At 72.3% G+C, this 16,213-nt stretch carries 17 protein-coding genes; 10 read left to right on the top strand and 7 right to left on the bottom strand.

Translation table 11 applies throughout. From position 1 onward, the window contains the following. Positions 1–20: 20 nt before the first annotated feature. A complete protein-coding gene (locus tag ACYVKZ_RS12475; protein WP_460992567.1) occupies positions 21–512 on the top strand; it encodes a MaoC family dehydratase in 492 nt (163 codons plus the stop codon). On the opposite strand, the gene ACYVKZ_RS12470 is transcribed toward ACYVKZ_RS12475, so the two are convergent. After that, a complete protein-coding gene (locus ACYVKZ_RS12470; protein ID WP_460992566.1) occupies positions 475–1,725 on the bottom strand; it encodes an RNA polymerase sigma factor in 1,251 nt (416 codons plus the stop codon). The two genes, ACYVKZ_RS12475 and ACYVKZ_RS12470, sit on opposite strands and share 38 nt — an antisense overlap. After that, entirely contained in the window at positions 1,722–2,045 is a 324-nt protein-coding gene (locus ACYVKZ_RS12465; protein ID WP_460992565.1) for a YciI family protein, read from the bottom strand. Before ACYVKZ_RS12465 ends, ACYVKZ_RS12470 begins: the two co-directional genes overlap by 4 nt. Before the next feature lie 203 nt (positions 2,046–2,248). Here ACYVKZ_RS12465 and ACYVKZ_RS12460 point away from each other — a divergent pair, with 203 nt between their 5' ends. Continuing rightward, positions 2,249–2,794 (top strand): flavodoxin domain-containing protein, encoded by a 546-nt coding sequence (locus ACYVKZ_RS12460; RefSeq protein ID WP_460992564.1) that lies wholly within the window; start codon positions 2,249–2,251, stop codon positions 2,792–2,794. Between the two features lie 22 nt (positions 2,795–2,816). Here ACYVKZ_RS12460 and ACYVKZ_RS12455 read toward each other — a convergent pair whose 3' ends face one another. From ACYVKZ_RS12455 to ACYVKZ_RS12440, 4 genes are all read right to left on the bottom strand, one after another. Continuing rightward, complete coding sequence (locus tag ACYVKZ_RS12455; RefSeq protein WP_460992563.1) at positions 2,817–3,818, bottom strand: alcohol dehydrogenase catalytic domain-containing protein; 1,002 nt, start codon at positions 3,816–3,818, stop codon at positions 2,817–2,819. Between the two features lie 258 nt (positions 3,819–4,076). Beyond that, entirely contained in the window at positions 4,077–5,819 is a 1,743-nt protein-coding gene (locus ACYVKZ_RS12450) for a glycoside hydrolase family 13 protein (RefSeq protein WP_460992562.1), read from the bottom strand. A gap of 103 nt (positions 5,820–5,922) precedes the next feature. Next, positions 5,923–7,920 (bottom strand): putative bifunctional diguanylate cyclase/phosphodiesterase, encoded by a 1,998-nt coding sequence (locus ACYVKZ_RS12445; protein WP_460992561.1) that lies wholly within the window; start codon positions 7,918–7,920, stop codon positions 5,923–5,925. Then, on the bottom strand, positions 7,917–8,468 hold the full coding sequence (locus ACYVKZ_RS12440) for a heme NO-binding domain-containing protein (protein ID WP_460992560.1): 552 nt from the start codon (positions 8,466–8,468) through the stop codon (positions 7,917–7,919). Before ACYVKZ_RS12440 ends, ACYVKZ_RS12445 begins: the two co-directional genes overlap by 4 nt. 208 nt (positions 8,469–8,676) lie before the next feature. On the opposite strand from ACYVKZ_RS12440, the gene ACYVKZ_RS12435 reads away from it, so the two are divergent. From ACYVKZ_RS12435 to ACYVKZ_RS12425, 3 genes are all read left to right on the top strand, one after another. After that, positions 8,677–10,035 carry an APC family permease gene (locus tag ACYVKZ_RS12435; protein WP_460992559.1) on the top strand — a complete coding sequence of 453 codons (1,359 nt, stop codon included), beginning with the start codon at positions 8,677–8,679 and terminating at the stop codon, positions 10,033–10,035. A gap of 62 nt (positions 10,036–10,097) precedes the next feature. Beyond that, the gene (locus ACYVKZ_RS12430) at positions 10,098–10,475 is read left to right on the top strand and encodes an OsmC family protein (RefSeq protein ID WP_460992558.1); all 378 of its coding nucleotides are present in this window, start codon (positions 10,098–10,100) and stop codon (positions 10,473–10,475) included. Positions 10,476–10,677: 202 nt separating this feature from the next. Further along, the gene (locus tag ACYVKZ_RS12425) at positions 10,678–11,076 is read left to right on the top strand and encodes a hypothetical protein (protein ID WP_460992557.1); all 399 of its coding nucleotides are present in this window, start codon (positions 10,678–10,680) and stop codon (positions 11,074–11,076) included. 9 nt (positions 11,077–11,085) lie between these two features. Here the strand turns inward: ACYVKZ_RS12425 and ACYVKZ_RS12420 are convergent, their stop codons facing one another. Beyond that, positions 11,086–11,592 (bottom strand): hypothetical protein, encoded by a 507-nt coding sequence (locus ACYVKZ_RS12420; RefSeq protein WP_460992556.1) that lies wholly within the window; start codon positions 11,590–11,592, stop codon positions 11,086–11,088. 156 nt (positions 11,593–11,748) lie between these two features. Here ACYVKZ_RS12420 and ACYVKZ_RS12415 point away from each other — a divergent pair, with 156 nt between their 5' ends. The 5 genes from ACYVKZ_RS12415 to ACYVKZ_RS12395 all read left to right on the top strand — a co-directional run bounded on the left by ACYVKZ_RS12415 (position 11,749) and on the right by ACYVKZ_RS12395 (position 16,175). After that, positions 11,749–12,474 (top strand): DUF4386 family protein, encoded by a 726-nt coding sequence (locus ACYVKZ_RS12415; protein WP_460992555.1) that lies wholly within the window; start codon positions 11,749–11,751, stop codon positions 12,472–12,474. Between the two features lie 233 nt (positions 12,475–12,707). Continuing rightward, entirely contained in the window at positions 12,708–12,911 is a 204-nt protein-coding gene (locus ACYVKZ_RS12410; protein ID WP_460992554.1) for a cold-shock protein, read from the top strand. Between the two features lie 89 nt (positions 12,912–13,000). Then, the gene (locus tag ACYVKZ_RS12405) at positions 13,001–14,104 is read left to right on the top strand and encodes a fatty acid desaturase family protein (protein ID WP_460992728.1); all 1,104 of its coding nucleotides are present in this window, start codon (positions 13,001–13,003) and stop codon (positions 14,102–14,104) included. A 106-nt stretch (positions 14,105–14,210) separates the two neighbouring features. Next, on the top strand, positions 14,211–14,639 hold the full coding sequence (locus tag ACYVKZ_RS12400; RefSeq protein WP_460992553.1) for a hypothetical protein: 429 nt from the start codon (positions 14,211–14,213) through the stop codon (positions 14,637–14,639). 9 nt (positions 14,640–14,648) lie between these two features. Then, on the top strand, positions 14,649–16,175 hold the full coding sequence (locus tag ACYVKZ_RS12395) for a CYTH and CHAD domain-containing protein (RefSeq protein WP_460992552.1): 1,527 nt from the start codon (positions 14,649–14,651) through the stop codon (positions 16,173–16,175). Positions 16,176–16,213: the final 38 nt, after the last annotated feature.

Raw genomic sequence — 16,213 nt, 5'->3', positions numbered from 1 at the left:
ACACCACCAGGAGGAGACCCATGGACCAGGCCCCGTTCGATCCAGACCACGTGGCGGTCTTCCGCAAGACCGTCACCGAGACGGACCTCGTGCTGTTCGCCGGGATCACCGGCGACTTCGCGAGCAACCACACCGACGAGGAGTACATGCGGGCCACGCCCTTCGGCACGCGGCAGATCCACGGCGCGCTCCTCGTCGGATTCATGTCCGCCGTCGCGGCCCGTGCCCTCGAGGATGCACGTCCGGAAGGGCTCACGCCCGTCTCCCTCGGCTACGACCGCATCCGCTTCATCCGGCCGGTGTTCCCTGGGCAGACCCTCTCCTTCCGCCACGAATGGGACAGCTACGACCCTGAGTCCCGCCGTGCCGTCGCCGCCGTGCAGGCGTACCGGCAGGACGAGCTCGTGGCGGTCGCCCGCCACGTGGTCACCTGGGTGCGCGACCGCGATCGTCCGGCCGGGGTTCCGACTCCGCTCAGCCACCGTCGCGATTCCGCTCCACCGCCCGCGTGAGGTAGGCGGTCTCCGCCGCGTTGCCCGGCAGCTGGAGGGCCGACTCGTACGCCGCGCGCGCCTCGGCAGTCCGGCCCAGGCGGCGCAGCAGCTCGGCGCGGGCAGCGTGGTAGGTCCGGTACCCGGCCAAGGCGTCCCCCAGCGGCCCGAGGAGCGCGAGCCCCAGCTGGGGTCCGTCCAGCTCGGCGACCGCCACGGCCCGGTTGAGCGCGACCACCGGGGAGGGGTCGAGCCGGACGAGCTGGTCATAGAGGGCCACGATCTGCCGCCAGTCCGTGTCCGCCGCGGTGCGGGCCGAGGTGTGCACGGCGTTGACGGCCGCGAGGAGCTGGTACCGGCCCGGCGCCGCGCCCGAGGCCAGTCGCTCCCGCACCAGCCGGTGCCCCTCGGCGATGAGCGCCGCATCCCACGCGGAGCGGTCCTGCTCGCCCAAGGGGACCAGCGCGCCGTCGGCCGCCACCCGCGCGGGGCGGCGCGCCTCCGTCAGGAGCATGAGCGCGAGCAGGCCGGCCGCCTCACCGTGGTCCGGAAGGAGCTCCCGGACGAGGCGGGCGAGCCGGATCGCCTCGGCAGTGAGCGCCGGGCGCACGGGATCGGCGTCGGGCCCGGTGGCGAGGTAGCCCTCGTTGAAGACGAGGAACAGGACCGAGAGCACGCCGGAGACGCGGGCCGGGAGGTCCTCGGCGGAGGGCACGCGGTACGGGATGCGCGCGTCGGCGATCTTGGTCTTCGCGCGCGTGATCCGGCGCGCCATCGCGCCCTCCTGCACGAGGAACGCGCGGGCGATCTCGGGCACCGTCAGGCCGCCGACCAGCCGCAGCGTGAGCGCCACCCGGGCCTCCATCGCCAGCGCCGGGTGGCAGCAGGTGAAGACGAGCCGGAGCCTGTCGTCGCCCACCGCGCCGAGCGGGTCGGGCGGCCTGTCGTCGAGCAGGCGGCTTCGGCTCCGCTCGACCAGCGGGCGCTTCTTCTCGCGGCGGATCCGGTCGATCGCCTTGCGGTTCGCGGTGGTCGTGAGCCACGCGCCGGGGTTGGGCGGCACGCCGTCGGCCCTCCAGCGTTCGACGGCGGTCGCGAACGCCTCGGCGGCCGCGTCCTCGGCGAGGTCGAGGTCGCCGAAGCGCCGGGCCAGCGAGGCGACCACCCGGGCCCACTCCTCGCGGTGGGCCCGGGCGAGCGCCTCCCCCGGGTCGCGTCCGCCGGCGGCGCTCACAGGAACGGCCGGACCTCGATCCTGCGGTTGCAGGCCTTGGAGCCCTCGGCGGCGAGCCTGAGCGCCACGTCCAGGTCAGGGGCCTCCATGATCCAGAAGCCCACGATCCACTCCTTGGTCTCCACGAACGGTCCGTCGGTCATCACGGCCTCGCCGTTGCGGTTGTCGATGACGATGGCCGAGGCGGGCGCGCTGAGGCCGCCGGCCAAGACCCAGTGCCCCTCGGCCTGAAGCCGGTCGTTGAAGACGTCGATCGCGGCTGCCTCCTCGTCGGTGGCGAGGTCGCTGGTGTCGTTGAGGACGGATACCAGGTACTGCATGAGGATCATCTCCTGTGGTTCGGTGGCGCCCGGCGCGGGCGGCCGCTCACCCCTGCAACGAACGGGCCTGCCCCTATCGGACACCGGAGGCCGGACGGGTTCAAGCCGCCGCACGGGGCGCGGCGCCGCGGGACCTTGGGCACTTCAGCCCGGGGGCCCGGCGGCGCACGATGAGGGGTAACGCAGCCCGAGGAGGAGCCGGCATGAGCAAGGTCCTGGTGGCCTACAGCACGCACGAAGGGCAGACGGCGAAGATCGCCGACTTCATCGCCGGGGTCCTGCGCGGCAGGGGCCTCGACGTCGACACCTGCGACGTCAAGGAGAGCGCCGACCCCGCGCTCATCGACTACGACGGCGTGATCGTAGGCGGATCGGTCCACGTGGGCAAGCACGACAAGCACGTGGTCGACTACGTCCGCGGCAACCGCCACGCGCTGACCGGGCTGCCCTCGGCGTTCTTCTCCGTCAGCCTCTCCTCCGCCAGCGGCGACACGCAGGAGGCGGAGGGCTACGTCGAGAAGTTCGAGGAGGAGACGGGCTGGCTCCCCAAGAGGATCGCCCTGTTCGGCGGCGGGCTGCCGTACAAGCACCTCAACTTCGTCAGCCGGCACATGATGAAGCGGATCGTGGAGGGCAAGCCGGGGAACCTGGGCACCGACCTCTCGCGCGACTACGTGTACACCGAGTGGGACGGCGTGCGCCGGTTCGCCGAGGACTTCGCGGCAGAGCTGGAGGCGGCGCACCGGTAGGGACGCCGCCTCCTGCCCGGCGTCAGTCGACGGTCAGGACCACTCGGAAGCGGGCCTTGCCGGACATCATGCGCTCGAACCCGTCCGCCGCCTTCTCGAGCGGGTACGTCTCGATGAGCGGGCGCACGCCGGTCAGGGCCGCGAACCTGAGGGTGTCCTCGGAGTCCTTGGCCGACCCGGACGCGTGCCCGGCCACGGCCTGGCTGCCGCCGATGATCGCCCCGGCGTGGACGGCGAGGGGCTCCTGCGGGACGCCGAGCACCACGAGCTTCCCGCGCGGCGCGAGGCCGCCGATCGTGGCGGTCATCGCCTCCGCGTCCGTCACGGTGGCGAGCACCACCTTCGCGCCGCCGAGCGCCGCGAGCGAGCCCGCGACGTCGTCCGCCGTGCTGTCGATGTAGTGGTGCGCGCCGAGCTCGCGGGCGAACTTCTCCTTCTCCGCGCCACGGGCGATCGCGACCGTCTCGAAGCCCATGCGGGCCGCGAACTGCACGCCGAGGTGGCCGAGTCCGCCGAGGCCCAGGACCGCCACGACGTCGCCGGGGCGGGCGCCGCTCTCGCGGAGCCCGTTGAACGTGGTGACGCCGGCGCACATGAGCGGGGCGGCCTCGGCGTCGCTGAGCCCGTCCGGGACGGCGGCGAGCGCGTCCGCGGGGGCGACGACGAACTCGGCGTACCCGCCGTCCGAGGTCAGCCCGGTGACCTTGCCGACGCGGCAGGAGATGAAGTCGCCGTCGCGGCAGGCGTCGCACACGAAGCACGCGCCGCCGAACCAGCCCACGCCCACGCGCTGGCCCGGCTCCCACTGCTCCACGCCCTCGCCGACGGTCTCGACGGTGCCGGCCACCCCGTGGCCGGGGATCCGCGGGTAGGACGAGGCCAGGCCGGCGCCCGCCATCACGTCGCTGTGGCAGACGCCGCACGCCGAGACGCGCACGAGGACGTGTCCGCGCGGGACCTCGGGGACGTCGCGGTCCACGGCTTCGAGGGACTCGCCGGCGGCGGCGATCTGGATGGCTCGCATGGTGACACCTTTCGTCGAAGGGCTTGCTTGACCGCGGCACAAGCTAGCAGCGGCGCCTTGGCGCCAACTGGGGAAAGCCGAGAGATTCATCTCGACAACCGTACTGCTAGATGGTCGAGACAAATTATTGCCTCCGGCCCAACAGGGCCGCAACCCGCTCCCCTTACCCGCGCACGACGCCGGTGACGCACCCCGCGCGGCGCGCGTCACCGGCGTCGTGGTTCCGGCCCGTTCAGCCACCGGAGGTTTCGACTCCGCTCAACCGCCGTGGGCGCGGAGGCGGCAGGTGAACTCCCACGGCCGCAGGTCCAGCCCCGGGCTGTCGGGGTAGTTGCCGAGCAGCACCTCGGCAGCGGTCCAGGTCGGGTCGCCCACGTCCACCCGCTGGGGCTCGCCGGAGAAGTTGCCGAGGACGAGCAGCTCGGTCCCGTCGAGGCGGCGGGTGAAGGCGTAGACCGCCTCGTGGTCGGGCAGGAGCATGGTGAAGTCGCCGTCCGCGATGACCGGCAGCCCGTGGCGGAGCCGGATGAGCTGCCGGTAGAAGGCGAAGACGGAGTCGTCGCGGTCCACCTGGTCGGCGGCGTTGATCGCCGCGGCGTTCGGGTTGACCGCGATCCACGGCGTGCCCGTGGTGAAGCCTGCGTTGGGGCCCGCGTCCCACTGGACGGGGGTGCGGGCATTGTCCCGGTTGAGCGGGGCGATGGCCTCGAGGACCTGGACCGGATCGAGGCCGAGCGCGCCGGTGGCCTCGCGGTAGTGGTTGAGGACCTCGATGTCCCGGTGCGCGTCGATCCCGGGGAAGGCCATGTTGGTCATGCCGAGCTCTTCGCCCTGGTAGACGTACGGGGTGCCGCGGTGCAGGTGCAGGACGCCGGCGAGCATCTTCGCCGAGAGCTCCCGGTACTCGCCGTCGTCGCCGAAGCGGGAGACAATCCGCGGCTGGTCGTGGTTGCCCCAGTAGAGGCTGTTCCAGCCCCGCTCCTCCAGGCCCTCCTGCCACCGGTTGAACGAGGCCTTGAGGTCGGTGAGGCGGAGCATGCCCGGCTGCCACTTGCTGCCGTTGCCGTGGTCCAGGTTCACGTGCTCGAACTGGAAGACCATGTCCAGCTCGGCGCGGGCAGGGTCGGTGAAGAGGACCGCGTCCTCGACCGTGACGTTGGGCATCTCGCCGACCGTCAGCAGGCCGGCGTCCCGGTGGGCGAAGACCTCACCGTGCATCTCCTGGAGGAACTCGTGGATGCGCGGGCCGCAGACGTAGCCGCTGCGGTCGTGGCTGTAGAGCTCGCCCTCGCCGAGGGGCTTGTCCGCGAGCACGGGGTCCTTAGAGATGAAGTTGATGACGTCCATGCGGAAGCCGTCCACGCCGCGGTCCAGCCACCAGTTCATCATCGCGTAGACGGCCTGGCGGACCTCGGGGTTCTCCCAGTTCAGGTCGGGCTGCTTCTTCGAGAAGAGGTGGAGGTAGTACTCGCCGGTGGCCTCCTCGAACTGCCAGGCGGGGCCGGAGAAGAAGGAGGCCCAGTTGTTCGGCTCCGCGCCCGGGGTGCCGGGTTCGTGGCCGGGCCGGGCGGGTCGCCACCAGTACCAGTCGCGCTTGGGCGAGTCCTTCGAGGCGCGGGACTCGGCGAACCAGGGGTGCTCGTCGGAGGTGTGGTTGACCACGAGGTCCATGACGAGTTTCCTCCCGCGGGCGTGCAGGCCCTCGATCAGCTCGTCGAGGTCGGCGAGGGAGCCGAAGAGCGGGTCGATGTCCCGGTAGTCGCTGATGTCGTAGCCGTTGTCGTCCTGCGGGGAACGGTAGACGGGGGAGAGCCACACGACGTCGATCCCGAGGCGCTCGAGGTAGTCCAGCCGGCCGATGATGCCGCGGAGGTCTCCCACCCCGTCCCCGTCGGAGTCCGCGAAGCTGCGCGGGTAGATCTGGTAGACGACGGCGCTGCGGAACCACTCGGGGTCGGCGGCGGGATCGGCGTGGGGGCTGGCGGGGCCGGGGGCGGTCATGGCTTCTCCTTGGCGGCGTTCGCACTTCGTTGCTGACGGGATCCTGCTCGTGGGCTCGACGCCTATGCTGCCAAGCGGCTGCCTCGCAATCCAGCGGTTCCGCTCAGGCGGGCAGCGCGTCGCACTCGGATCCCCGGGCTGACCCAGCCAGCTCGGGATCCGCCGCGAGCAGCCCGGAGATGACGGCCGGCTCGACGGGCCTGGAGAAGTAGTAGCCCTGCGCGAAGTCGCACCCCAAGGTCTTCAGCTCCTCGACATGCTCGTACGTCTCGGCCCCCTCGGCGATGACCCGGATCTTCAGGTCGCGGGCCAGGTTCATGATGGTCCCCACGATCTGCCGGCCCTGCTCGCCGCGGTCGAGCTGGGCGACGAAGGACCTGTCGATCTTGAGGGTGTCCATCGGGAAGCTGTGCAGGTAGGCGAGCGACGAGTACCCGGTGCCGAAGTCGTCGATGCTGACGCAGACGCCGAGGCGCTGGAGCTGGGTGAGGATCTCGACCGTGTATTCGGTGTCCATCATCGACACGCTCTCGGTGATCTCGAGCTTGACCGTGCCGGGGCGGATGCCGGTCTCCGCGAGGACCCGGCTGACCTGCTCGACGAAGTCGTGCTGGGCGAACTGGCGGGCGGAGACGTTGACGGCCACCGTGAGGGCGGGGTCGCGGGGGAACTCCTGCTGCCAGCGGACCATCGTGCGGCACGCCTCGCGCAGCACCCACAGGCCGAGGAAGACGATGATGCCGGTCTCCTCCGCCACGGGGATGAACTGGTCCGGGTAGACCAGCTCCGACTCCGACCGGCGCCACCGGACCAGCGCCTCGACCCCGACCATCGCCCCGTCGTCGAGGGAGACGATCGGCTGGTAGTGCAGGACGAACTCCTCCTCGTGCAGGGCCCGCCGCAGCCTGGATTCGAGCGAGAGGCGGCCCACGGCGAGCTCGTGCATCACGGGGTCGTAGATCTCGTACCGGCCCTTGCCCAGCACCTTCGCCCGGTACATGGCGAGGTCCGCGTGGCGGAGGATCTCGTCCGCCGAGTCGTAGCCCATGGTGCTGGTGGCGATGCCGATGCTCGCGCTGACGAACAGCTGCTGGCCGCCGATGAGGACCGGCCCGGCGAGGGCCTCCATCATGGCCGCCGCCGTCCGCACGGCGTCGTTGACGTCCTCGATCCCGTCCAGCAGCACCGTGAACTCGTCGCCGCCGATCCGCGCGAGCGTGTCGCCGGGGCGCAGAGACTGGCCCCAGCGGCGGGCGACCTCGGTGATGAGGGCGTCCCCCACCGGGTGGCCGAGGCTGTCGTTGAAGAGCTTGAACCGGTCCAGGTCGGCGAAGAGGACGGCGAAGGAGGTCCCCTTCTCGCGTGCGGTGCGGGCCACGGCGTGGGCGAGCCGGTCGGCGAGCAGGGCGCGGTTGGGCAGCCCGGTGAGGGCGTCGTGCAGGGCATCGTGCAGGAGGCGGTCCCGGGCGCGCTCGCGCTCCGCGACCCTGCCCAGCTGCGCGCCGATCTTCGCCAGCAGCCGGAGCAGGGTCTCGTCGGGTTCCAGCGTGTGGGCGGCGAAGAACTCCAGGACGGCGATGACCTCCGTGCCGAGCAGGATCGGGAACGCCACCGCCGACCGGAGCCCGTCGTGCAGGGCCGCGGCCGCCCGGGGGAACTCGGTGTCGGCGGCGATGTCGGGGATCCAGGCCGGCGCCCCGCTGGCCAGCACGCGGCCCGGCAGCCCGCGCCCCACCTCGAAGCCGGTGGCCACCGTGGCCCCGTAGAAGTCCCCGAACCGGCCCTCGTCGACGCCGTGCCAGATGGAGGTGGGCCTCATGCTCTCGCCGGCCTCGTCCAGCAGGTAGGCGTGGCCGATCTGCCAGTCGGTGAACTCGCACACCGTCCGCACGCCGTACTGCAGGGCCTCGGCCACGGTGCTGGACTGGTTGGCGGCGTCGGCGACGGCCTCGAGCAGGCCCAGCTGCTGCTGCCGGTCGTAGAGCTCGCGCAGTCCCCGCTCCGCGATCGCCTCGGCCGCGAGCCGGGTCCGCCGCTCGCGGTCGAGGCGGCGCTGGAGGGCACCGACCTGCGCCCCGTCCGGCCCGGCCGTACCGCTCACGCCCCCTCCGCGCCGCGGAAGGTGACCCGACGCAGGCACGCGCTGTCGCCCCGGTGCATGCACTCGAGGTGCTCCACCTCCGCCGTCTGGCCGAAGTGGTCGGCGGCGCCGTCGATGAATCCGTGGGCGAGGGCGCAGAGGCGCCGCGGGGAGTCGTAGGTCATCAGCAGCGCTCCCGAGGGTTCGGTCCGGAACCCGAAGGTGGGCACCTCGGCACCCGGATAGACCTTGCGGACCTCGGGATGGATCATGCTGTTGACGCTGAGCAGGAACGGAAGCGCCGTGGTGTGGGCGGAGAAGTAGGCCGGATACCGCCCCGCCATGAGGGCCAGGGCCTCGCGGCCGAACCAGCGCAGCGTCTCGGCCGTGCTCCTGCTGTCGAGGACGGCGGCGCCCTCGACGATCCGGTAGACCTCCGCGTCCGGATAGCTGCCGAGCGAGGTGTAGACCCCGTCCAGGCCGAGGCCGTCGAGCAGCCCGTCCCACGCGTCGGCGCCGTGGCGCTCCACGATGGCTTCCTCGAGCAGGTTGAAGATGATCCCCTTCATCCTCTCCCCTATCGGCAGGTCCGGCACCGCCGTCAGCAACTCAGAGCCGGCACTCACAAAAGGGCGGGCAGGGCCGGGATCAGCATGCCGGCGGCCCCCGTGCCCGGGTTCCGGACCGGCCGGGGAATAGGGCCCGGCGCCCATCCCGTTGCCGAGGAGGTGCGCCCGCCGGACCGCGCCGCACTCAGGACCACTGAGAGGGAGAGCCATGACCGCCCAGCAGCAGACCCCGCCGCAGACCTCCCTCCCGAGATCGCTCAGCCTCCGCCAGCTCATCGGCAACGGACTCGTGTTCATCGGTCCCGCCGCGCCGGTGGGGATCTTCGGCACCATCTACGCCAAGAGCCAGGGCGCGAGCCTGTCCGTCTACCTCGTCGCGACCCTCGTCATGGCGCTCACGGCCGTCTCCTACGCCCAGATGTCCGCCGCGGTGCCGCGGGCCGGATCGGTCTACTCGTACGCCTCGGCGGGGCTGAGTGCGCCGGCGGGCTTCATCGCCGGCTGGATGGTGCTCCTGGACTACCTCCTCATCCCGAGCGTCGCGTTCCTCTTCACCGGCTACGCCCTCCATTCGTTCCTGCCCGCCGTGCCCGCGTGGGCGTTCACGGCGCTCGCCGTGCTCCTCACCACGGCGGTGAACCTCGCCGGCGGCAGGACGATCGCGCGGGCGGCGGCCGCCGTCGTCCTCGCCGAGGTGGCGGTGCTCGCCGTCGTGCTCGTCGGCGCGCTCGCCGTGCTCGCCACGTCGGGGGCGCGGCAGAGCCTCGCGGCCCCGTTCGCCGGGGTGGGCGGCTTCTCCGCCACGGCCATCGTCGGCACCGTCTCGGTCGCGGCCATGGCGTACCTGGGCTTCGACGCGATCGCGACCTTCGCCGAGGAGACCGCCGGCGCGGCCAAGGTCGTGGGCAAGGCGATGCTCGCGTGCCTCGTGGTGGCCGGCGTCCTGTTCTTCCTCCAGAGCTACGTGATCCAGCTCCTCACCACCGCCACCCCGGCCGACCTCGCCGCCGACCCGTCCTCGGAGGGCACGCTGTTCTACGACGTGGTCCGCTCCCAGGTGGCGCCGTGGCTCGCGACGCTGCTGGCGGTCGCGAAGGCGATCGGCGCGAGCTTCGCCGGCATGATGGGGCTGGCCGCCGGGTCGCGGGTGGTCATGACCATGGCCCGCGACGGCCGCTTCCCCCGCGCCTTCTCGCGCGTGGGCAGCCGCTCCGGTTCGCCCATGCTCGCCACGGCGCTCGTCACCGCCGTCACCCTCGTCCTCGCCGTGTGGGCGGCCTACGAGCCGGACGGGCTGGACCTGCTCGCCTCGACCGTCTCGATCGGCGCACTGAGCGCGTTCCTGCTCCTGCACGCCTCCGTGATCGGCTACTTCGCCGTGCGCCGCCGCAGCACCCGCCGGCTCGTGCACGTGGCCGTGCCCGCGCTCGCGATCGTCGTGCTGGCCGTGATCGTCGTGTTCGCGAACCAGAATGCGCTCCTCGTCGGCGCGGGCTGGCTCGTGGTCGGCGCTGCCGCCGCATCGGTGCAGTACGCGCGCGGACGACGGCGCGGCCTCACCCGCTGAGCCTCCCCCGCCTCCCCTCCCACTCACCCCGCCCCGCCCCGCCCACCGAAGGGAACCTCCCCATGGCCGATTCCTACACCGCCACCGCGACCCGCACCGGGACCGAGCAGTTCACGGTGTCCACGGGCAGTGCCACGGTCGTCTCGGACGCGAGCCTGCGGCCGAGCGAGCTGCTGCTGGCCTCGCTGAGCTCGTGCATCCTGTGGACGGTGGTGGACTATGCCGAGCGCAACGGGATCGGCCTCCCGGGCGAGGTCAGCGTGAGGGTCTCCGGCGCCATGGCGAACCGGCCGCGCCGCGTGGGCGAGATCCGCGCGGAGCTCCTCCTCCCCGAGGGCCTCAGCGACAAGCACCGGGAGGCGCTCCTGCGCGCGGGCCAGCACTGCCCGGTCCACGCCACCCTCACCCACTCCCCGGAGCTCGGGGTCGCCCTCGGCTGAGGATCCCGACCGAGGGCGCCGGCCGGCTGGGAGGCGACCGGCCGCCGTCGTCCGTGCGCCGGCCGCGATCGGCGGAAGGTGGCGGCCCCACCCCCAAGAAGTAACCCATCCAGCACCCCTGGATGGGTTACTTTCCCGCGGGCAACCACCGAATCCCGTGCCGCGCGGATTGCCGCGGGGCACTGCGGGGCAGGATGGAGGCATGAGTGATGAGACGGAGATGATCCAGCGCGGCATCGGTGTCCTCACGGCGGCCCTGTCCTGGGAGCCGGAAGACCCCGCGGCAACGGAGATGTTCAAGGAGTCCCTCAAGACCCTGGCCCGAGTGGACGACGCGGTCTCCGTGACCTTCAGGGGCGGCTCGCCCGAGCAGGCGGCGGCACTCCGCGAGGTCCTCCCCCAAGTGATCCGCCAGATCATCGAGGCCCTCGCCCCCGACTACACGCGCCTCGTTCTGGGGATGGCGATCGGCTTCAAGTCCGTAGCCGAGGCCTACCGGCAGGACGCGCCGGACGCGGACGTCGCGGCGATCCTGCAGGCGGCCTCCCTCAACCTCGCCGAAGCGGACGACGAGGACGACGACGGGGAGGACGAGGACTGAGGTCCATGCCTAGGCGAGGCGGTGCTGCCGCCTTGGCGCCCGGAGCGGCGCCGCGGCCCGTGGGCGCCACTCGGCGCGCAGAAGGAGCCCCATGCCCACGAGCATGACCGCCGCGTAGTACGTCAGGAACCACGAGAAGAACACCCCGAGCCCCACGTGGAACGCGATCGCGGCCACGAGGCCGGCCCGGGCAGGGCGGCCGCCGGAGAGGATCAGGATCCCGGCCACGGCCTCGAACGCGATGAGCAGCCCGATCCAGAGGGCGTAGTCCCCGGGCACCACCGCCCGCCAGGCATCGGTCACCCAGGCGAACTTCGCGTCGTCGGCGAAGTCGGCGTAGGTGGCGCCCCCGATCAGGAACGAGGCGTTCACGGCTGCCCCGCCGAGCAGCATGGTCAGGCCCGTCCCCACGCGGCCTACCCATCTGGCCCAGGGGAACCGGGCCGCGAGGACGCTCCCGAGGAACGCGGGGACGGCGAAGACGAAGAACACCACCATCTGGACCAGCGGATTCATGGCAATCACTCCCGGACGCTGCGCGGACCTGGCCTCAAGGCTAGGCCGGCCCGGGCGCCCGGTTCAGAGCACCAAGTCCCGCCGCCGCGCCCACGGGCCCCGAGCCGGGCCCTTCGCCCCCAGCAGGACGCGGCCGCCGGCCCTAGCCTGAAGAGCATGACGGCGACCACCGGGCCCGGCACCCGCGCCTGGGCCTCCCTGAGCTGGACTCCCCTGTACCGGGTTGCGGGGGCAGCGGCGCTCCTGTTCGTCCTCTTCGATGTGGCCGCGCTGGCGCTCTACGCTGTGGACGCGCCCCCGGCCTCGGGCGGCGAGGCGACGCTGCAGTTCATCGCGGGGCACAAGGCCTCCTATATCGCCCAGCAGCTCCTGTGGCTCGTCCCGTCCCTGTTCGGCCTCGTGGTCTTCACAGCCCTCCTGGTCGCCCTGCTGCCCACGAACGCGCCCCTCGCGCTGCTCGGCTTCGTGGTCGGGGCCGCCTCGTGGACGGCGCTGCTCGCGGTGCCCACCTCGAGCGTGGGCACCCTCTCGCTCGTCACGCTCAGCGATGCGTGGTCCGCCGCGGACGACGCCGCGCGGCCGGCTTTCGTCGCGGCTGCGGAGGCGCTCGTGGCAGAGAACAACACCGCCACCCTCGCGGGCGCGCTCACGCCGCTGGGTGTCCTCCTCATCAGCGTGCCCATGGTCCGCGGCCCGCTCCCGCACTGGATGGGCTGGCTCGGGATCGCCACCGGGGCCCTCGGCCTGGCGAGCGAGGTGCTGAGGTTCGCCGTCACCGCCCTCTACACGGTCTACGGGCCGCTCCTGTGGGTCTGGATCGCGGCCGTTGGCATCGCCCTCCTGGGGCTGGCGGGACACAGGGCCCGGAAGCCTGTAGAGTGATACAAACACCAGCTGTCAGAAAAGCGGCTGGTCACCGCCCCTCAGATTGAGGGCGCCTCTCAGACTTCTTGCCGCAAGGCCTTCGACCGCCGGGCCGCGACCACGCTTTGGCCGCCCGCACCGCGCACCGCCTCGCACATCATTCCCCCACCACCACAGCTGTCCGCGTCGACGTCGTCGGCCCGGCAACCGGCCCCTGCACGGGGGTCACATCCACACAGAAGGAAAGCAACATGGCCACTGGCACCGTGAAATGGTTCAACTCCGAAAAGGGCTTCGGCTTCATCGCGCCTGAGGACGGCACCCCCGACGTCTTCGCCCACTACAGCGCCATCAGCTCGTCCGGCTACCGCTCCCTCGAAGAGGGCCAGCGCGTCGAGTTCGATTCCGAGCGCGGCCCCAAGGGCCCCCAGGCTGCGAACATCCGCGCCCTCTGACATGAGCGACGCCGCGGGCGGGCCGCCACCGGCGCCCCGCCCGCAGGCATCGTTTTTGCTCCAAGCACCCTCCCAGACCTGAAAGTCGCCTGATAACCACAGTCTCCAGCCCCGCAGTCCCCTCGACTCGTCAGCCGCATGCAGGAACCGAGACGTTCCCGCCGCTGACCAAGGCCTACCTCCACGTGGCGCAGATGGTGCGCGACGACGGGCTGCTGCGGCGCACACCGTGGTTCTACTCGCTCCTCGGCGGGGCACTGCTGGCCGTTCTGGGCGGCTTCCTCACCGGCTCCGTCCTCCTCGGCGAGAGCTGGTTCCAGCTCCTCATCGCCGCGGGGCTGGGCATCCTCTTCACCCAGGTCGCCTTCATGGCCCACGAGGCCGCCCACCGGCAGATCCTCTCCACCGGCCCCGCGAACGACAGGCTGGCCCGCGCCCTCGCCGCCGTCGTCGGGATGAGCTACTCGTGGTGGGACTCCAAGCACTCCCGGCACCACGCCAACCCGAACCGGGTGGGCCGCGACCCGGACATCGAGGTGGACACCATCTCGTTCATCGAGGAGGACGCGTCCCAGGCCCGTGGCCTGCGCAGGCTCATCACGCGGCACCAGGGCTGGCTGTTCTTCCCGCTGCTGACGCTTGAGGGCCTCAACCTGCACTACCTGAGCTTCCGCCATCTCTTCTCCCGCGGACCGGTCCGCGGCCGATGGACCGAGCTCGGCCTCCTCACGCTCCGGTTCGGCCTCCTCCTGGTCCCGCTCTTCTGGCTCCTCCCCGTCGGCATGGCGTTCGCGTTCCTCGGGGTCCAGGTCGCCGTCTTCGGCCTCTACATGGGGGCCACGTTCGCCCCCAACCACAAGGGGATGCCGGTGATCGCCCGGGACGCGAGGCTCGACTTCTTCAGCAAGCAGGTCCGCACCTCCCGCAACATCGCCGGCGGCTGGTGGGCCACCTGGCTCATGGGCGGCCTGAACTACCAGGTCGAGCACCACCTCTTCCCCAGCATGCCCCGGCCCCACCTGGGCCGTGCCCGCAGGCTCGTGCGCGAACAGTGCCGCGCCCTCGCGGTCCCCTATACGGAGACGACCCTGTGGCGCTCCTACGGGATCGTCATCGCCTACCTCAACCGGGTCGGGCTCGCCGCGCGCGACCCGTTCGAGTGCCCCATCACCGCCCAGTACCGGCGCGCGTGATGTCCCACCCTGCAGCGCGCAGACCGCATTCCAGCGCGGTGCCGACTGTGCAGGCTGCGACATCGCCGCCCGGAACCTGGGCCGGCCCTCGGGAGCACTCCGCGCCATGAGAAGCAACTACATCCGCGGGGCCTCCGTCACCTGCTCGGCTTCCCAGGCAGAGATCCAGACGATGCTCGCCGCCGCCGGGGCCACCGGGATCCGGTTCGCCTCCGAGCGCGGGAAGACCAGGATCACCTTCCGCTCCGGCGGCCACCACTTCCTCCTGGCCCTCCCGGCCGCAATGTCCGACCTGCCCCACGCCCAGGAGGGTGCCCGGCGCGGCTGGCGCCAGCTCTCCGCGCTCGTCCAGGCCAAGCTCGATGCCGTCGATGCGGGCATCACCACCTTCGACGAGGAGTTCCTGGCCTACATGGTCATGCCCGGCGGCGCCACCGTCTTCCAGGCGGTCGCCCCCGGGGTTGCCGCCGCCTACGCGGCAGCAGCCCCGCCCCCCGCGGTCCCGCCCGGTGCGCTGCCCACCGGGCCCCCGTAGGCTGGGCCCATGGCCGGCAAGGACGCCCTCGAGGTGGAACGCAAGTACAGCGTCGACGCGGACACGCCTGTCCCCTCCCTCGCAGGACTCCCCGGCGTGGAGCGGATCGGCACGCCCCAGACGCGCCTGCTCGACGCGGTGTACTTCGACACCCAGGACTTCGCCCTCGCCCGGCACCGCATCACGCTGCGCCGCCGCACCGGCGGCCCGGACGCCGGCTGGCACCTCAAGCTCCCCGCGGGCTCGGGCGCCCGGCAGGAGCTCCACGAGCCCCTCCGTCTGGACACTGCAACGGTGCCGGACAGGTTCCGCGGGCTGGTGGGCGCCCACACCCGCGGCGCCGACCTCGTGCCGATCGCCCGCCTGTCCACCCGCCGCACCGCAACCGAGCTCTTCGACGCCGCCGGCCGGGTCCTCGCCGAGTTCAGCGACGACCACGTCGAGTCCCAGGCCCCGCCGGGCATCGGCCCGGGCCAGCGGTGGCGCGAATGGGAGCTCGAGCTCGTCGCGGGCAGCGAGGACCTGCTCGAGGCGGCCGACGAGCTGCTCGCCGCCGCCGGGATCCATCCCGCCGCACTCCCCTCCAAGCTCGTCCGCGCCCTCGGGCCCGCGCTCCAGCACCCGTCCGAGCAGCAGGCGGGGCCCGAGCGGAAGGGGGAGGCCGGCGTCGTGCTCCTGGCCTACGTGCGCCGGCACGCCGAGGAGCTCCTGGCCCACGACCCCGGCGTCCGGCTCGACGCGCCCGACGCCGTGCACCAGCTCCGCGTCAGCGCACGGCGCATGCGCTCGGCCCTCGCATCGTTCAGGAAATTCGTCGACGCGGCCGCCGCGAACCGGCTCCGCGACGAGCTCCAGTGGCTCGCGGGCACGGTCGGGCAGGCGCGCGACGTCGAGGTCATGCGCGGGCGGCTGACCGCCCTCGCCGGCGACCAGCCGCACGGCCTGCTGCTCGGGCCGGTGGTGCGCCGGATCGAGGAGGAGTCGGACTTCCGCTACCGGCAGGCGCACGACGTCGGCCTGGTCGCCTTGGGCAGCGAGCGCTACTTCCGCCTCCTGGACTCGCTCGACGCCTTCCTCGACGCGCCCCCGCTCATCGACCGCGGCCGGAAGCCGGCGCGGAAGGCGGTGGCGCGCCGTCTCGCGAAGGACGTCGGGCGGCTGCGGGACGCCGTCCGGGCGGCCGAGGAGCTCGAGGACGCCGACTCCCTCGATGTGGATGCCCTCGACGAGGCCCTGCACGAGGTGCGCAAGAGTGCCAAGCGGCTGCGGTACGCGGGAGAGGCGGCTGAACCGGTGCTCGGCAAGCGCGCGAAGAAGCTCGCGGCGTCCGCCGAGCGCCTGCAGGACACCCTCGGGGAGCTGCAGGACACGGTGGTGAGCCGGGCCCACCTGCTCGAGCTCGCGGCCGCCGCGCAGGCCGACGGGGAGAGCGCGTTCAGCTTCGGCCGGCTCCACGCCCTCGAGGAGCAGCGCGCTGCCGAGGCCCGCGCCGGATTCCGGCGCGCCTGGGCCCGCTTCCTCGACGACCACGCGTGAGCCCCGGGAGGCAGCGCGGAGGCGAGGTCGGCGCGGCG

Source organism: Sinomonas soli, from assembly GCF_054782415.1.
This window is presented reverse-complemented; position numbering and strand designations above follow the sequence as displayed.

Excerpts from the sequence above, each read along its gene's own strand:
- ACYVKZ_RS12475 (WP_460992567.1), top strand. The coding sequence starts at position 21 with ATGGACCAGGCCCCGTTCGATCCAGACCACGTGGCGGTCTTCCGCAAG.
- ACYVKZ_RS12465 (WP_460992565.1), bottom strand. The coding sequence starts at position 2,045 with ATGCAGTACCTGGTATCCGTCCTCAACGACACCAGCGACCTCGCCACC.
- ACYVKZ_RS12460 (WP_460992564.1), top strand. The coding sequence starts at position 2,249 with ATGAGCAAGGTCCTGGTGGCCTACAGCACGCACGAAGGGCAGACGGCG.
- ACYVKZ_RS12455 (WP_460992563.1), bottom strand. The coding sequence starts at position 3,818 with ATGCGAGCCATCCAGATCGCCGCCGCCGGCGAGTCCCTCGAAGCCGTG.
- ACYVKZ_RS12450 (WP_460992562.1), bottom strand. The coding sequence starts at position 5,819 with ATGACCGCCCCCGGCCCCGCCAGCCCCCACGCCGATCCCGCCGCCGAC.
- ACYVKZ_RS12440 (WP_460992560.1), bottom strand. The coding sequence starts at position 8,468 with ATGAAGGGGATCATCTTCAACCTGCTCGAGGAAGCCATCGTGGAGCGC.
- ACYVKZ_RS12435 (WP_460992559.1), top strand. The coding sequence starts at position 8,677 with ATGACCGCCCAGCAGCAGACCCCGCCGCAGACCTCCCTCCCGAGATCG.
- ACYVKZ_RS12430 (WP_460992558.1), top strand. The coding sequence starts at position 10,098 with ATGGCCGATTCCTACACCGCCACCGCGACCCGCACCGGGACCGAGCAG.
- ACYVKZ_RS12425 (WP_460992557.1), top strand. The coding sequence starts at position 10,678 with ATGAGTGATGAGACGGAGATGATCCAGCGCGGCATCGGTGTCCTCACG.
- ACYVKZ_RS12420 (WP_460992556.1), bottom strand. The coding sequence starts at position 11,592 with ATGAATCCGCTGGTCCAGATGGTGGTGTTCTTCGTCTTCGCCGTCCCC.
- ACYVKZ_RS12415 (WP_460992555.1), top strand. The coding sequence starts at position 11,749 with ATGACGGCGACCACCGGGCCCGGCACCCGCGCCTGGGCCTCCCTGAGC.
- ACYVKZ_RS12410 (WP_460992554.1), top strand. The coding sequence starts at position 12,708 with ATGGCCACTGGCACCGTGAAATGGTTCAACTCCGAAAAGGGCTTCGGC.
- ACYVKZ_RS12400 (WP_460992553.1), top strand. The coding sequence starts at position 14,211 with ATGAGAAGCAACTACATCCGCGGGGCCTCCGTCACCTGCTCGGCTTCC.
- ACYVKZ_RS12395 (WP_460992552.1), top strand. The coding sequence starts at position 14,649 with ATGGCCGGCAAGGACGCCCTCGAGGTGGAACGCAAGTACAGCGTCGAC.